The sequence below is a fragment of the Nocardia sp. TBRC8007 genome, from assembly GCF_056629435.1.
On sequence record NZ_JBWSOR010000005.1, the window covers coordinates 155660 to 172555 of the forward strand.

Genomic DNA, 16896 nt, shown 5'->3' on the forward strand with positions numbered 1-16896 from the left:
CTTTCACGCGTTCATGCGTTGCGAGAAAGTTACCGAACAGTCACTAACGGCTCGACGGCCGTGTGGAGCACGTACTGGCTCCGGCCAGATCGCAGTCCGATCGTGACTTGGATATCCGGGTGCTAGCCCATATCCAGGAATCGGATTTGGTGCCGGTCACATCGCGAGCGCGGTGGATGTGGTGTTCGGGCATGCTGTGGTGAGGTGTCCGGGTATTCAGCCTGGACGCGGCGGCCGTGGCTGTTCGTCACCGATCACGCCCGTCTCGCGGTTTCCATCGTGCGAGTCTCGGTGGTGGTTTCGCCTTCGTTCAACCCGATTGCGGTATGCAGGCGAACTAGCGGTCCGGGCGCCCACCAGTTGACCGAGCCGAGCAGCCGCATGAGCGCGGGTGCGAGCATGGTACGGATGATCGTGGCGTCGACCAGCACGGTCAGCATGAGTCCGAGTCCCATCAGCTGTATAAACGACACTTTCGAGGTCGTCAATGCGCCGAACACGATAGCCATCAGAACGGCCGCGGCGGTGACGATACGGCCCGTGCGTGCCACCCCGGCCGCGATCGCACGGGTGTTATCACGGGTGGCCAGCCATTCCTCCCGCACCCGCGACAACAGGAACATCTCGTAGTCCACCGACAGGCCGAAGGCTAGGCAGAACATCAGAATCGGGATAGTCGGAATCAGGTAGCCCGTCGGAGTGAAGCCGAGTAGCCCGGACAGGTGTCCATCCTGGAACACCCATACCATCGCGCCGAATGCCGCGCCAAGGGAAAGCGTGCTCAATGCGAGTGCTTTGATCGGCAGCACGATGCTTCCGGTGAACAGGAACAGCACGATGAACGTAGTCAGCCCGATCAGCACACTCGCGATCGGAAGCCGATCGGCCAGTGCGCTCAGGGAGTCGGCATTGGTCGACGCGACACCACCATAAAGCGCGGGGCCCGGTGCGGGGATCGCACGGATCGTCCGCAGTTGTTGTTCACCGGCGGAGGAGGAGGGATCAACCCTGGTGGTGACGGTCAGAAAGGTTCCTGCGTCGTTGGCCATACCGGGCGGGGCTGGGGCGACACGGTTTCCGGAGACGTAGGTTCCGGCATTGGACAGCACTGTGGTCACGGCGTCGATCTGGGACAGCTCGGCGGCATACCTACCGATCGCCGCAGCGTCGCCGTGATAACCGTCCAACACGATCGTGGTGGTGTCCACGGGGTTGGCCTGGGGGAACTCGGCGCGTAGTGTGTCACCGACCTGACGACTGGCGGCGTCGGAAGCCAATACCCGATCGTCAGGGTAGCCGAACTTCACCGACAAGAACGGGGAGCCGAGCGCGAGCAGTATCACGATGATCGCGATCGTGACCGGTGCCGCGTGCCGCATCACCAGACTGACTACTCGGTACCAGCCGGTCTGCTCGAGCATCTGGGGACCGGGTGCCGGAGCGGACCGGTGGAACAAGCGCCGCAGGGGAATCCGTAGGTCGAGGGCGTTCACCCGAGGGCCGAGCAGGGTGAGCGCCGCAGGCAGGACCAGGATTGCCGCGATTGCTGCCGCGCCGACGACCGCGACGCCCGAATAGGCGAAAGATTTCAGGAAGTACACGTCGAACACGACCAGCGCGGCCATAGAGAGCGCTACGGTAAGTGCGGAGAACAACACAGTGCGTCCCGCGGTCTGCACGGACCGGATGGCGGCCGCGGTCGGGTCGAGTCCGTTGTCGAGTTCTTCCCGGAAGCGGCTGACGATGAACAGGCTGTAGTCGATAGCCAGCGCTAAGCCCAGTGCCGTCGTCAAGTTCAGCGCGTAGATCGAGACATCGGTGAACAAGGTGAACAAATGCAAGATCGCCAGTGTCGCCACAATGGCGAACAGGCCGATGGCCACGGGCAGGACGGCAGCGATAAGGCTGCCGAACACCAAGGTCAGCACGACCATCGACAGCGGCACCGCGATACCCTCTGCTACAGCGAGGTCTCGGGTGACTTCCACGTTCATATCGTGATACAGCGCGGCGATGCCGCCTTGGCGGACGGTAATGCCGTTGAAGTCGCCGGTGAGCTGCTTCTCCAGCTCGCCGGCGATCTGCTGTATTCGGTTCTCGTCGCCCGCTAGATAGGCGACGATCAAGGCTTTCTTGCCATCAGTGCTGCGCAGCGCGCTCCTCAATAAGGCAGGAGCGGTCCAGTAGGAATTGACGCCTTCGATATCCGGGCGCGCTTTCAGCGCGTTCACCAGTTCGATGCCCTTCGCCTCCACGTCTGGATCTTCTACGCCGGCATCCGAGCTGACCAGCATGACGAAGTTGGGCATCGCTCCACCGAATTTATCGCCCATGAGCTGGATGGCCCGGGCGGACTCGGCATTGGGCGAGGTCAACCCGCCGGATTTCAAGTGTGTAATCGCTGTCGCGCCGAAGGCGCCGCACAGCACGGCGAGAACGAACGCGATTGCCAATACCGTGCGTGGTATCCGGGTCGCAAGCCGGGCTATCCGGGTCAGCATTACAGCCCTGCTCGGTGACCGATCGCGAGAATATCGCGCCGGAATTCGCTACTGCCAGGACTGCTCAACATGCTGTTGGTCAACCGCGGGATTTTCGAATTGCCCGCAGCCCCCGGCGACCGGGTACGGGGAGGCCGTCATGCATGTCCACCCACTCTGCGGTGGTCAACCAGAGCTGCTGGGCGCGAGCGTCGGCGGTGTTGTGGAAGATCCGCCGACCGCGGTCATCGCGCAGCTCCTGCGCGACGACCGACCAGCGCGGTGGGTGACCGTGTTCGTTCAGATAGTCAGCGAGGTAGGTCGCGATCACAGTTCCGATAGTGTTCACCGGGCGCAGCGACACTCGGTTGCCGTACTGGGCGGCATGAAAGCGCCGACCGGCACACAAGGACCGGGGATTGGCGTTGGAGGCTATCCAGCCCGCGCGTTGCGCTCGCTCGATCAACCAGAGATGCTTGACCGCCGCGGGAGCGATATCGCCGACGCGGGTGCGGATCAGCGTCATGATCTGTTCGCTGCACAGTACATCGCGGCGGGTGGGGCCATGGCCGTGTGCGGTCCAGTGCGCGTCGGCGAGCTTGGCGAGCACTCGTCCGAAGTCATCGATGCTGCGTTGAGCACGGCGGCCGAGACGCTCGATACGCTCGGCCTCGCGGCGCATTTCGTTCTGCGTGGTCAGGGTGCGGATCGCAGCCATGGTCGGCACCTGGCCACGTTCGAGGAGTTCGAGGATGGCGGAGGCGGTAGCCGGGTCGGCCGCCGCGGTCACCGGTAGGGAATCGCGCTTGATCGCGAAATCTTGCGGGCTGATGGCACGGCTCAGCAGGGCAACGGCGGAGCGGTCGCCCGCGAATTCGGTGCTGGACAGCCAGGCGGCGGCGATGTTGTCACACGACGGCACGGTGGAGGTTCCTCCGGTGGAAGTGTGGAAATTGGCGCGGGTGTTACCCCGGGCCGAAACTTATTGGTTGTGCCCCGGTCGGGATGAGGGACCGGCCGGGGTCACCAACCTGATGAAGGTTTGGCTACCGAAGTTGCCGCTTGCCACGTTAGCTAGCCGATTGCATCGCTGTCACCCATGGTAATGATTTCGTTACCTCCGGAAAGTCGCGGTTATTCGGGGCGCTGGTTCATATTACGAGTTATTAAGGGGTAACGTGGTGTGTAGAGTCCGTTTTGCACGGGATATCAATGAGTGATTGCTCATAATTTGCCTACTGCTGTTCCTGAGTTGCCCATCAAAGAAGTCGCTACGTATGTTGTGATGTAAATCACGGTTTGGGTTGTAAATATATCGTGCGGCCATCGGGGTGGGCGGGGATGTCGTTTGTCGCCAGTCACCGGTAACCTCTGGCCGTGGCTCTGTACCGGAAGTACCGACCGGCAACGTTCGCTGAGGTGGTGGGTCAGGAGCACGTCACCGACCCCCTGAGTATCGCGCTCGACACGGGCCGGATCAATCACGCCTATCTGTTCTCCGGTCCGCGCGGCTGTGGGAAGACCTCGTCCGCGCGAATTCTCGCCAGGTCGCTGAACTGTACGCAGGGGCCGACCTCGACTCCGTGTGGTATCTGTCCGTCCTGTGTGGCGCTCGGCCCCGGCGGGCCGGGCAATCTGGACGTCGTAGAACTCGACGCCGCGAGCCATGGTGGTGTCGACGACACCCGTGAACTACGAGATCGCGCCTTCTACGCGCCTGCCGAGTCCAGGTACCGGGTGTTCATCGTCGACGAGGCGCACATGGTGACCACTGCGGGTTTCAACGCGCTGCTCAAGATTGTGGAGGAGCCACCGGCGCATTTGATCTTCATCTTCGCTACCACTGAGCCGGAGAAGGTGCTGCCGACTATCCGTTCGCGCACGCACCATTACCCGTTCCGGTTGCTGCCGCCCGCTGTCATGCGAGGTCTGCTCGGGCGGATCTGCGAGCAGGAGCATGTTCCAGTGGAAGAAGCTGTGTACCCCTTGGTGATTCGTGCGGGTGGCGGCTCGCCGCGAGACAGCCTGAGCGTGCTCGACCAGTTGTTGGCCGGCGCGGGTACGGCGGGGGTGACGTATTCCAGGGCAGTCGCATTGCTCGGTGTTACCGATGTGGCGTTGATCGATGATGCCGTCGAAGCGCTGGCTACCGAGGACGGGGCCGCGCTGTTCGGCACGATCGATCGAATGATGGAGGCGGGGCATGATCCGCGCCGGTTCGCCGCTGACCTGCTCGACCGTTTCCGTGACCTGATCCTGCTGCGTGCGGTGCCTGATGCCGCTGAGCGTGGATTGGTCACCGGTCCTGGCGATGCGCTCGATCGGATGCGCGGGCAAGCCGAACGTTCGGGTCTGGCCACTTTGACCCGGTACGCCGAACTGTTACATGAGGGGCTCGGAGAGATGCGCGGTGCTACGACGCCGCGATTGCTACTGGAGGTGGTCTGCGCCCGTATGCTGCTGCCCGCGGTATCGGATACCGAAACCGCCACTCTGCAGCGGTTGGAGCGGCTGGAACGGGGATTGGAGAGCGGTTCCTCCTACGCCGCGCCCGTCGCGCCGATGACCCCGCCTTCTGCCTCCACGCCGTCTTCTGTCCCCGTGACGACGAGCGATGCCCCTGTGACTACGAGCGATGCCCCTGTGACTACGAGCGCGCCTGAGATCGAGCCGCCGCGTCGCCGCGGTGCGGAAGCATTGGCGGCTATTCGCCGGGAAAGTAGTGGGAGTATTCGCCGGGAAAGTAGTGGGAGTAGTGGTCGCACTGCGGGACCAGGCGAGGGAGGCGGGCGAGGTACCCCGATAGTCGGTGATGCCGCTGCCACCGGCGCAGAGGATGCCGGTCGGTCGGCTCTGCGTGGTGGCGGGTCGTCCGACAGCGCCGAACCAGAGGCGCCGCGCGGCGGTATAGGGAGCGCAGCGGGTTCAGCCGTGTCCGACAGTGTGCGGGCGGCGCCCATAGCGACAGCAGTACCTGTGGCGACCATCCATACAGCGCCGCGAGACGACGCGGCAGGGCAACCGGCATCCGCGGCGCCGGGCGACCTACTGCGCGAAGTAGAAGCCGCCTGGGCGGAGATCAAGACTGCGGTGCGGGAATTCGGTGCGGCTGTGCAGGCGATGCTTGCCGGTGCGTCGGTCGTGCGGGTCGAGGGCACTGCGATCGTGTTCGCGCATCAGCACCCACCGCTGGCGCAGCGGTTATCGGATCCGCGGAACTTGGAGGCGGTACGGTCGGCGGTGCGGTTAGTACTCGGACGTGACCACGAGGTGCGCTGGGAAGTGGGCGCAGTGCCGCCCAGGTCTGCCGCGCCGCTACGATCCGGCGGTGCAGGGCAGCGCTCGCACGGGCGCGCGGGTAGCCAAGCGGCCGGGCGGGCTACTGCAGCCCCCGCGCCGCCGCGCTATTCGCGTCCGAGCCAGGTGGGGAACGCGGGCGTGGGTAAGCCGGTCGAGGGGCGCGTGCGTCCGGGTGACACCACCCCGCAGTCATATGCCGACGACGATATTCCGCCGCCCGACTACCCCGACTTGCCGGACGATCCTGGGCCTGCGGACTACCCGCGATACGACAGTGCGCCGAGTGAAGAAGCGTCACCCGACAGCGGGTGGTCCGGTGGCAGTGCCGTTCCGGCCTCGACACCGGAAGAAGAGCGAGAGATGTTGGCCGCGGCGGCTGATCCGGTGCCCCTGAGCGATCGACGCGACCCGGACGAGGTCGCCATGGAATTGCTGAAGAGGGAACTCGGCGCCACACCTCTGGACGGTTGACAACCACCGTTCCAACGACGTTAAGTTAACCAGAGTTCGCACATCTCGCGGTAGTATGAACGGGTAGTCGCGAGCCTCGGCAAGGCGACGCTCTAAAGTATGCCCAGGCGTACGACCGAGTCGTGTGACCGCTGCTCCTGCCTGGATTTGTACAGTGTTAGGACCGGTTGGTCACAGGGACGGTCGGCGAGGTCAGCTGTGGCCATGTCGTATCCGCGACGTGGTCGCACACCAGCGCTCGGACGGACGAAAGTCCGGCCCCGCCGCACCTTAAGGAAGGAACACTCCGATATGACCACAGAGGCCTACATCTACGAGGCCATCCGCACTCCGCGTGGCCGCGGCAAGAAGACCGGCTCGCTGCACTCGGTCAAGCCGATTGACTTGACTGTTGGTCTGATCCAGGAACTGCGCGGTCGTTTCCCGAACCTCGACGAGGAACGGATCTCCGACGTGATCCTCGGCGTGGTCGCGCCGGTCGGCGACCAAGGTGCCGATATCGCCCGCACGGCGGTCAACGCGGCCGGCTTGCCGGATACGGTCGGCGGTGTCCAGATCAACCGCTTCTGTGCATCTGGCCTGGAATCGATCAACATGGCCGCGCAGAAAGTCCGCTCCGGATTCGACGATCTGGTTCTCGCCGGTGGTGTCGAGTCCATGTCTCGCGTGCCGATGGGCTCCGACGGCGGCCCTTGGGCGCTGGACCCGGCCACCAACTACGATACCTACTTCGTTCCGCAGGGGGTGTCCGCCGACCTGATCGCCACCATAGAGGGCTTCTCCCGCGATGATGTCGACGCGTACGCGGTGCGTTCGCAGGAGCTGGCGGCCAAGGCCACCACCGGCGGGTACTTCGCCAAGTCGATCGTCCCGGTCAAGGACCAGAACGGCATCGTCGTGCTGGACAAAGACGAGCATATGCGTCCCGGAACGACCGCAGCGGACCTGGCCAAGCTGCAGCCGTCCTTCGCCACGATCGGTGAGATGGGTGGTTTCGACGCGGTGGCGCTGCAGAAGTTCTACTTCGTCGAGAAGATCAACCACGTGCATCACGGCGGAAACAGCTCCGGCATAGTCGATGGCGCCGCGCTGGTGCTTGTTGGCTCCGAAGAAGCGGGCAAGGCCTCCGGTCTCACCCCGCGTGCGCGCGTTGTCGCGACCGCGACCAGCGGCGCCGACCCCACCATCATGCTCACCGGGCCGACCCCGGCCACGAAGAAGGTGCTGGCCAAGGCGGGGCTGACCATCGACGACATGGACCTTGTCGAGATCAACGAGGCGTTCGCCTCCGTGGTGCTGAAGTTCCAGAAGGACCTGAACATCCCGGATGAGAAGTTGAACGTCAATGGTGGTGCGATCGCTATGGGCCACCCACTGGGTGCGACCGGTGCGATGATCACCGGCACCATGATCGACGAACTGGAGCGTCGCAACGGCCGCTACGCGCTGATCACTCTGTGCATCGGCGGCGGCATGGGCGTGGCCACCATCATCGAGCGGGTCTGATTCCCAACCGGCAGCGGATAGTGGCGGCGTGCGTGTCGGTCCCGGAGGCGGTGGCCTCCATGATCACATGGGGCCTGCGCACGCCGCGTATTCACCAAGGAGACACAAAGCTGTGAGCGAAACCAACATGATCGGTTGGGAGCAGGATTCGGACGGCATCGTCGTGCTGACGATGGACGACCCGAGCCAGGGCGCCAACACGATGAACGACCTGTACAAGAAGTCGATGGCGGCTACTGTAGACCGGCTGGAGGCAGAGAAGGACTCTATCGCCGGTGTCGTGCTGACCTCCGCGAAGAAGACCTTTTTCGCCGGTGGCGATCTGAAGAACATGATGAAGGTCGGCCCGGACGACGCCGCGGCTCTGATGGACGAGCTCGGTGAGATCAAGGGTCCGTTGCGGCGCCTGGAGCAGCTGGGCAAGCCGGTCGTCGCCGCCATCAACGGCGCCGCGCTCGGCGGCGGTCTGGAGATCGCGCTGGCTACCCACCACCGCATCGCGGCCGACGTGCCCGGTTCGCAGATCGGTCTGCCCGAGGTCACCCTCGGCCTGCTGCCCGCGGGCGGTGGCGTTATCCGCACCGTGCGCATGCTGGGCCTGCAGAATGCTCTGATGCAGGTGCTGCTGCAGGGTCAGCGCAACAAGCCGGCCAAGGCCAAGCAGATCGGTCTGGTCGACGAGCTCGTCGGTTCGGTAGAGGAGCTGCTCCCCGCGGCCAAAGCATGGATCAAGGCCAACCCCGAAGCCGGCGTGCAGCCGTGGGACAAGAAGGGCTTCAAGATCCCCGGCGGCACCCCGTCCTCGCCCGCTTTCGCGGCGAACTTGCCCGCGTTCCCGGCGAATCTGCGCAAACAGCTCAAGGGCGCGAATATGCCCGCGCCGCGTGCCATCATGTCGGCTGCAGTGGAAAGCGCGCAGGTCGACATCGACAACGCGTCGCTGATCGAGTCCCGTTACTTCGTGAGCCTGCTCACCGGTCCGGTCGCGAAGAACATGATCCAGGCGTTCTTCTTCGACCTGCAGCACATCAACAACGGTGGCTCGCGGCCGAAGGATGTGCCGAAGAAGGAGATCAACAAGATCGGCGTGCTCGGCGCGGGCATGATGGGCGCGGGCATCGCCTACGTCTCCGCTAAGGCAGGCTACGAGGTCGTGCTGAAGGACGTCTCGCTAGAGGCGGCCGAGCGCGGCAAGGACTACTCGGTGAAGCTGGAGGAGAAGGCACTCTCCCGCGGCAAAACCACGGAGGAGAAGTCCAAGGCGCTGCTGGACCGGATCAAGCCGAGCGCGGACGCGGCCGACTTCGCTGGGGTGGACTTCGTCATCGAGGCTGTCTTCGAGAACACCGAGCTGAAGCACAAGGTGTTCAAGGAGATCGAGGACGTCGTAACCCCCGACGCACTGCTCGGCTCGAACACCTCTACCCTGCCGATTACCGGTCTAGCGGCGGGCGTGAAGCGCCAGGAAGACTTCATCGGCATCCACTTCTTCTCGCCAGTCGACAAGATGCCGCTGGTGGAGATCATCCGAGGTGAGAAGACCTCGGATGAAGCGCTGGCCCGGGTGTACGATTACACGCTTGCGATCAAGAAAACCCCGATCGTCGTCAACGACAGCCGTGGCTTCTTCACCTCGCGCGTGATCGCGACCTTCGTCAACGAGGCGATCGCCATGCTCGGCGAGGGCGTCGAGCCCGCGACCATCGAGCAGGCCGGTTTACAAGCGGGCTACCCGGCCCCGCCGCTGCAGTTGACGGATGAGCTCAACATGAAGCTCATGCAGAAGATCGCCAAAGAGACCCAGGAAGCCGCGGCGGCGGGTGACACCACTATGGGCGCCAAACCGCATCCGTCGCACGCCGTCATCGGTTACATGGTGTCGGAGGGTCGCCCAGGCCGTTTGGAGAAGGCAGGCTTCTACGAGTACGACGAGAACGGCAAGCGTACCGGTTTGTGGCCGGGCCTGCGCGAGCACTTCAAGACCACGGCAGACTTCACTGTCTCGATGCAGGATCTGATCGACCGCATGCTGTTCGCGGAGGCGATCGAGACCCAGAAGTGCTTCGACGAGGGCGTGCTGACTTCGACGGCCGATGCCAACATCGGCTCGATCTTCGGCATCGGTTTCCCGGCCTGGACCGGTGGTGTGCATCAGTTCATCGTCGGCTATCCGGGTGGTCAAGAGGCTTTCGTGGCCCGCGCCGACTACCTCGCCAAGACCTATGGTGAGCGTTTCGAGGTACCGGCCTCATTGCGCAAGTAGTCTTCGCGCCGAGTACCACATCGAAACCCGCCACCGCCTTCGCGGTGGCGGGTTTCGATGTTTACACACCAGTTATGTCGGCGTGAGCTATTGGAGTATCCCGCCATATCGCAAGTCCCAGAACAGAATGGTTCGATAACGCGGCCGAGCGATGATCGGCGTCAGTTGTGTGGACGGCTATCTGGGCTGGGAACTTCTCCCACGTGTACTCACTCCGCGCTAGTTTGGATTATGTGCGGACCTGCCGAAAACCACTGGGTTCGGCTCAGGCGCGGAGATGATCGCTGATTCGATGCAAGGCGAGGTGATCACATGAATCCACAGACGAATTCGGGGAGCAAGGTCCCTGAATCGACTGCGGACGAATCGAATATACAAATTCAGGTGCTCACTGACTACACCGATGAGCTCGAGGCCATGGGCCTATCGGGCGCGGTTGAGGTCGGCCGAGGCGGGTTCGGGGTGGTGTACCGCTGCATCCAGACCACGCTGGATCGGTTAGTCGCGGTAAAGGTGCTGTTCCCGGAGATCGACGCAGAGGGCAGGGAGCGTTTCTTGCGTGAAGAGCAGGCCATGGGAAGACTGTCCGGTCATCCGAACATTGTCGATATCCTCCAGGTGGATGTCACTCCCACCGGTATGCCGTTCATTGTAATGCCGTACTGCATGCGGGGCTCGCTGGAAAAGCTCATCCAGGAGCAAGGGCCCTTGACGTGGTCGGACTCGCTACGTGCTGGGGTGAAGTTGGCGGGTGCCATCGAGAGCGCGCATCGCGCGCAGATTCTGCACAGGGACGTGAAACCGGCCAATATCCTGCTCAGCGGCTACGGTGAGCCGCAGCTGACCGATTTCGGCATCTCCCGTATCCAAGGCGGTTTCCGCACATCCAGCAGAATGATCACTGGTTCACCCGCGTTCACTGCGCCGGAGGTGCTCAAGGGGGAAGAGCCGACCGTCCGCTCCGATGTCTATGGCCTTGGTGCGACGTTGTTCGCGTTGCTCACTGGGCACGCGGCATTCGAGCGGCAAGCCGGCGAACGGGTGGTAGCGCAGTTTTTGCGGATCACTACGCAGTCGGCGCCGGATCTGCGCGAACACGATATTCCGCCGGATGTGGCTTTCGCCATCGAAAAAGCCATGTCGCAGGACCCGCGTAATCGTCCGTCCAGCGCCTATGAGTTCGGCGAAATGCTGCGCGCGGTACAGCGTGATCACGCTCAGCTGCCTGATGAGATGGCATTGCTGGACACTACGTCCGAACCCGAGCCGATGCCTTCGAGCTCCGGGAGTGAGCCGACCATGGTGTGGACCGGTCCCCCGCCTGCGGTCACTGCACGGCGCAGTTGGCCGTTGTCATTGCGACCTGCCGTTTCCCGGCGCGGTGGGACAGCAGCCGCCACGCCGATGCCGCCGACGGCGGCGACAAAATTTCGTCCGCCGACACCGACCCACAAGCCAGTATTACGGCCGCGTTTGCTGGATATTCTGCGCGCGGCCGGCCAGCGCAGGCTCGCGGTGATTCATGCCCCCGCTGGATTCGGTAAGAGCATCCTGGCCGCGCAGTGGCGTGCTGAGCTCACCGAGCACGGCGTCGCGGTTGCCTGGCTTGGCATCGACCGTTATGACAACAATGAGATCTGGTTTTTGGCTCACTTGCTCCAGGCGATTCGCCGGGTCCGGCCGGATATCGGTAACGGGCTGGACCAAGTACTCGAGGAACGGCCCGCCGACGCCGCCGCATTTGTGATCCCCACGCTCATCGACGAGATCCACGCCGCGGGCACGCCGATTGTCGTCATCGTCGACGACTGGCATCGGATCACCGATGCCGGTGCGCATCAGGCGATGGAGGCCCTGCTGGACAGTGGCTGTCATCACCTGCGCTTCGTGGTGACCAGCCGGGAGCAGACCGGACTGCCCACCAGCCGGATGCGTGTGGAGGACGAACTCGTCGAAATCGGCTCGGCCGCGTTGCGCCTGACCGAGGAGCGAATCCACGAGATCCTGGTGGAGCGTAACGGCTTTGACCTCACCGCAGAGGAGGTCAACGAGATCTACACGGCCACAGACGGCTGGCCTGCCGCCATCCAGCTCGTGAGCCTGTCACTGCGTGGTGAAGCGGATCCCGAGGAGCTGATCACCACCTTGTCAGCGGGCAATCACGGCATTCGCGAGTATCTCGCCGAGAATGTACTGGCTACATTGGAACCGGGCATGCTCGAGTTCCTGATCTCGATCTCCGTGACCGAGCGAGTATGTGGTTCGCTCGCCGCGGCGCTGTCCGGTGAGAAGGATGCTGAAAAGCTGCTCGAAGAGGCCGAGCAACGTGAGCTGTTCTTGCGGAGGATCGACCATGATCCGGAGTGGTTCCGGATGCAGCCGTTGTTTGCCGAGCATCTACGCAGCAGGATCGAGCATGCCGACCCGGAGAAATTGAAGTCGTTGCACCGTAAGGCTTCGCGCTGGTATTCCGAGCACCAACTATTACGCAAGGCGGTTGATCACGCGCTGGCCGCCACCGACCTGGAGATGGCGCTGGACCTGCTCGAAGGCGGGGGTATGGACTTGATCGACGCGTCCCGCCTGGCCACATTACTGGATAGTGTGTCGAAACTTCCTGCGCAACAGGTGGCTTCGCGATCGAAACTACTGATGGCGGTGGCCAGGGCCAATGTCAGCCTGCAGCAGTCCGGCGCGGCGCGCATCGCATTGAACAGGTTGTCGAACATCCTGTCTCAGGGTTCGCCCAGTGATAACGATGTGCGCGTACAGCGCTGTCAGGCGTCAGTGCTCACCGCGTGGGACCAGATCGCCAGGGACAATACCGAGGGTGTGCTGGATCGGGCTACGCACTGCTTGCAACATGCGGACGAATTACCTTCATGGGCGGTCTCGGCCGCAGCGAACCTGACCACCTTCGTGCGCCTGTGTGAGTTCGATTTCGAGGGCGCGACAAAAGCCCAGGAATGGGCCGAGGAGTATCATCAGCGCTCCAAGGACCCGCTCAGTATGGTCTTCGGCCGATGCGGCCTCGGTGCCGCCGCCTACGAACAGCTCGACATCGCCGCCGCAACCCGATGTCTAGAGGAAGCGTGCCAGACTGCCCAGACACGAGCCGGCCCCCGCTCGCAGGCGATGCGCACCGCCACCGCGCTGTCTGGCGAGCTGGCCTATCGCCGTGGTGATCTGCAGACCGCTGATCAGCTCCTCGACGTGAGTTATGAGCTGGCCGCCCGGATGGGATCAGTGGACTCGCTGATCTATATCCTCGTCACCGGCGCCAGAGTGAAGGCGGATAGAGGTGATCTGTACGCTGCGGCCACCCGGTTGGACAAAGGGGCCAGTATCGCCGCGGACAAACAGCTCCCTCGGTTGGGTGCGCACGTCCACGCCGAGCGGTTGCGGCTGGGCCTGCCGGTAGACGCAGCGGAACTCGGGTACACCGATGTCGTCGAGTTCATGCCACTGCAGGTGGGGCACCGGCTGACCGGTATCTCATTGCTCACCGCCGAGGTCAAGGAGCTCGCTGCGATTCGCGCACTGCTCTCCGAACGTCGGTTCGGCTCCAACGATCAAGCGGTGCGCCGTGCCCGTGCGCTGCACGGCCACACGCTGGAGAAATACCGTCCACGCGCACAGCTGGACGCCGCCCTACTGCTAGCGGAATGCCTGGCTGCCGCAGGGTGGGTCGGCGAAGCGACCAATCTGCTGCTGCCTGCCATGGTGACCTGCGCCGACCTCGGCTGGACCCGGCCGCTACTCGACGCAGGGCCGGGCGTGGTCGGCATCTTGCGCGTGTTGCGCGCTGATCTGTCCAAGGCGGCTGAGCTCGGCAACACCGAGCTACCCGCCGCGTTCCTGGGGAAACTGTTGGACGAAGCGGGTAGCCAGGCTTTGTGAGCGAACTGGATTACGGCTGCCACCATGGACGCAGGGGCACCGTCCAGTCACCGTCTGCGGGCAGTTTGATGCCGAGCACCTGATGCAGTTGGACTACGTTGCGCTGAAAGCCGAGCTCGCACCCCGCCATGTACAGGCCCCATACCTTTGCGGTGCCTTCGCCGACTTCCTTGACGCAGGTGTCCCAGTTGGCGACCAGGTTCTTGCACCATTCGTGCAGCGTCAGCGCGTAGTGCGCGCGCAAGTTCTCCTCATGGAGGACTTCGAGCCCGGTGTCCTGGATCTCGGAGATGATCCGGCCGGAACCGATCAGCTCCCCATCCGGGAATACATAGCGGTCGATGAAATCGCCGGCTCTGGTGGTGCGCGTATTGTCCGGACGAGTAATGCAGTGGTTCAGGAACAGGCCGCCGTCGCGCAGCTTGCTCTTGATGTGGCCGAAGTAGAACGGGTAATTCTGCACGCCGATGTGCTCGGTGAGACCGATCGAGGACACCGCGTCGAAGCCACTCTCCGGCACATCGCGGTAGTCGGAATGACGTACTTCGGCCAGATCGGTCAAGCCCTCCTCGGCGATCTTCTGCTGCGCCCAGGCCGCCTGCTCGGCCGACAGTGTCGCGCCGATGACCCGGACCCCGCGCTTGGCCGCGTAGCGCACCATGCCGCCCCACCCGCAGCCGATGTCCAGCAGCCGGTCGCCCGCACGCAACCGCAACTTCTCGAACACCAAGCGGTACTTGTTCTCCTGTGCCTGCTCCAGTGACCAGTCCTCCGCCCCATAGAGCGCACAGGTATATGTCATGGACGGGCCGAGGACATACTCGTAGAACGCGTTCGAGACATCGTAATGATGGTGAATGGCTTCGGCGTCCCTGGTCTTGGAGTGGCGCAACCCCTCGAAGGCGATGCGACGCCAGCGCGGCAGGGCCTCCTGCGGCGGCGGAGCGATCGGCTTGAGCCGTTCCCAGCCGAGTGAGCGCGCGATGGTCACCAAGGCCAGTGCGGACGGACGGCGAAACTTCAGCTGGTCCATCGCCTGCAGGATTTCATACGGATTGCCGGGATGTACGCCACTGACGACCAAGTCGCCGGAGATATAGGCACGTGCCATGCCCAGGTCACCGGGGGCGTTCACCAGGTAATTGATGCCACGTGGTGTCTTGATGTCCAGTCCGAACTCGGAAACCTTCGGCCCGGTAGTGCTGCCGTCATAGGCGGTCAGCCGGATGGGGACGTCGCCCTCGACGAGGGCCTCGAAAATCTCGGCAATGCTGAGCTTGATTCCGAGGTTGGCGAAGACATCGGAGCGGTCCTTGAATGTGGTCATTTGCGTTGCACCGCCTTCGAATACAAATCCAGTAAGCGCTGTTCCGGGTCGTAGCGTCGCTTCAGTCGGGGGTAGGTTTCTCCGCCGTAGAGCGCGGCGAATTCATCGGGGTCGTAGAAGGAATCCGAGTACAGTGACTTGTGTCCGTCGAAGTCGGTCACCATGCGCTCGATGGCGCGGTTGGTCGCTCCTTTCCGCTTTCCGGGCACCGTGGGCACGGCCGACCAGAATCCGACATTCACATAGGTTCTGTCCGGTTCCAGCGGATACAGTGGCCATGCCCGCGCGACGGTGGTATCGGCTGCTATCCGGGCGTCCGCTGGGTTCGAGGTCTCGCGCAAGCGCAGCGGGCACAGCCAGATCGGTTCGATCGGAATCTCGCGCAGAAACCATTCTACGAAATCGGCGGTGTGTTCTACTGGCACCTCGATGTCCTGTACCACTCGCTCGCGTGGCGGATTGCCCTTACGGGCTTCCAGCTTGTCGCCGATGTGGTACTTATGATCGAGCGCTACGAGTTTCCAGTAGAAGCTGCTGCGCCGATAGCGTTTCGGCCAGAACCGGCGGATCTTCGGATTCTGTGCGCCGAACGCGCGGGAACACCAGAACCAGTCGGTGTCCCAGCGCCACAGATAATCGTGGATGGTCAGCCGGTCGCGTTCGACTACTGGAGTGTGGCGACCGGCCGCGCCGCCGCCATGCCGTATCGACTGATAGAAGATGTCCATCCCGGTGTAGTCGCTGACCGGGCCGGGTTCGTCGGTCTGGCGACCCAGCGTCAGATAGCTCTCCTCGGCGGAGAACACGACGCCGTCGAGGTAATCGACCTGCTCGCCGGCGTAGGTTTTGTCCGTGACGATCGCCGCGATGGCCGCTTCCAGTTCGCGCGGGTCATGGAAACGCACGTGTCGTAGGGCGACATACGGTTGTACCCGTTCCAACTCGATCTTCAGCCGCACGGCATAGCCCAGCGTGCCGTAGGAGTTCGGGAACCCGCGAAAGAGATCGGCGTATTCGTTGTCCGGTGTCGCGGTCACGAGCTCACCCGCGCCGGTCAGCACGTCCATCTCCAGCACCGACTCGTGCGGCAGGCCGTTGCGGAATGAAGTGGACTCGATACCGAGCCCGGTGACAGCCCCGCCTAGTGTGATCGTCTTGAGTTGTGGAACGACAAGCGGTGCCAGTCCGTAGCCGAGGGTGACGGCCACTAAATCCTCGTAGGTGGTCATGCCGGCGACATCAGCGGTCTCGGCGACCGGATCCACTGTGATGACCTTGGTCAGGCCGGAGACATCCAGTCCCGGCGTGATGGTCTCGGCTCTGGCCCGGAAAAGGTTCGAGGTTTTCTTGGCCAACCGGACGTTGGCATGCTCGGGTATCGCGCGGTAACTTGCCAGGAGCCGGTCCACGCCCACTTGATGCGCGGCGAATCCTGATTCATGTGCGGCCGGTGTGTGTCCGGCCCTCCCTAACAGACTCACTGCCACCCCCTAGAAGCTAATACGGACCATACCCTGGGGCCACCGCATAGGTGTGGTCGCGGAGAAATGTCACTCGTACATTCCGAAATGGAATACCGAATTGCCCGGAAGGGTTCGCCACACGCCGCGCCCGTTCTGCCTCTTCCGAGGTGAACAGGGCAGGATGGT

8 protein-coding genes are annotated in these 16896 nt (G+C 63.3%); 4 read left to right on the forward strand and 4 right to left on the reverse strand.

Annotated features, from left to right (window positions below; all coding sequences use genetic code 11):
• Nucleotides 1-254: 254 nt before the first annotated feature.
• Together ACX4ZE_RS07960 and ACX4ZE_RS07965 are read right to left on the reverse strand one after the other, a co-directional pair.
• Nucleotides 255-2501, reverse strand: a complete 2247-nt coding sequence (locus ACX4ZE_RS07960; protein WP_480272666.1) for an MMPL family transporter — start codon at nt 2499-2501, stop codon at nt 255-257.
• A 79-nt stretch (nt 2502-2580) separates the two neighbouring features.
• Nucleotides 2581-3402, reverse strand: coding sequence for a hypothetical protein (locus tag ACX4ZE_RS07965; protein ID WP_480272667.1), 822 nt, complete (start codon nt 3400-3402; stop codon nt 2581-2583).
• Between the two features lie 455 nt (nt 3403-3857).
• Here ACX4ZE_RS07965 and ACX4ZE_RS07970 point away from each other — a divergent pair, with 455 nt between their 5' ends.
• From ACX4ZE_RS07970 to ACX4ZE_RS07985, 4 genes are all read left to right on the forward strand, one after another.
• Nucleotides 3858-6251, forward strand: coding sequence for a DNA polymerase III subunit gamma and tau (locus tag ACX4ZE_RS07970; RefSeq protein WP_480272668.1), 2394 nt, complete (start codon nt 3858-3860; stop codon nt 6249-6251).
• Nucleotides 6252-6542: 291 nt separating this feature from the next.
• The gene (locus ACX4ZE_RS07975) at nt 6543-7757 is read left to right on the forward strand and encodes an acetyl-CoA C-acetyltransferase (RefSeq protein ID WP_480272669.1); all 1215 of its coding nucleotides are present in this window, start codon (nt 6543-6545) and stop codon (nt 7755-7757) included.
• A 112-nt stretch (nt 7758-7869) separates the two neighbouring features.
• Entirely contained in the window at nt 7870-10020 is a 2151-nt protein-coding gene (locus ACX4ZE_RS07980) for a 3-hydroxyacyl-CoA dehydrogenase NAD-binding domain-containing protein (protein WP_480272670.1), read from the forward strand.
• A gap of 312 nt (nt 10021-10332) precedes the next feature.
• Entirely contained in the window at nt 10333-13920 is a 3588-nt protein-coding gene (locus ACX4ZE_RS07985; protein ID WP_480272671.1) for a protein kinase domain-containing protein, read from the forward strand.
• 10 nt (nt 13921-13930) lie between these two features.
• Here ACX4ZE_RS07985 and ACX4ZE_RS07990 read toward each other — a convergent pair whose 3' ends face one another.
• Together ACX4ZE_RS07990 and ACX4ZE_RS07995 are read right to left on the reverse strand one after the other, a co-directional pair.
• A complete protein-coding gene (locus ACX4ZE_RS07990; RefSeq protein ID WP_480272672.1) occupies nt 13931-15247 on the reverse strand; it encodes a class I SAM-dependent methyltransferase in 1317 nt (438 codons plus the stop codon).
• Nucleotides 15244-16728: an FAD-binding oxidoreductase gene (locus ACX4ZE_RS07995; protein ID WP_480272673.1), complete on the reverse strand. Its 1485-nt coding sequence runs from the start codon at nt 16726-16728 to the stop codon at nt 15244-15246. Before ACX4ZE_RS07995 ends, ACX4ZE_RS07990 begins: the two co-directional genes overlap by 4 nt.
• Nucleotides 16729-16896: the final 168 nt, after the last annotated feature.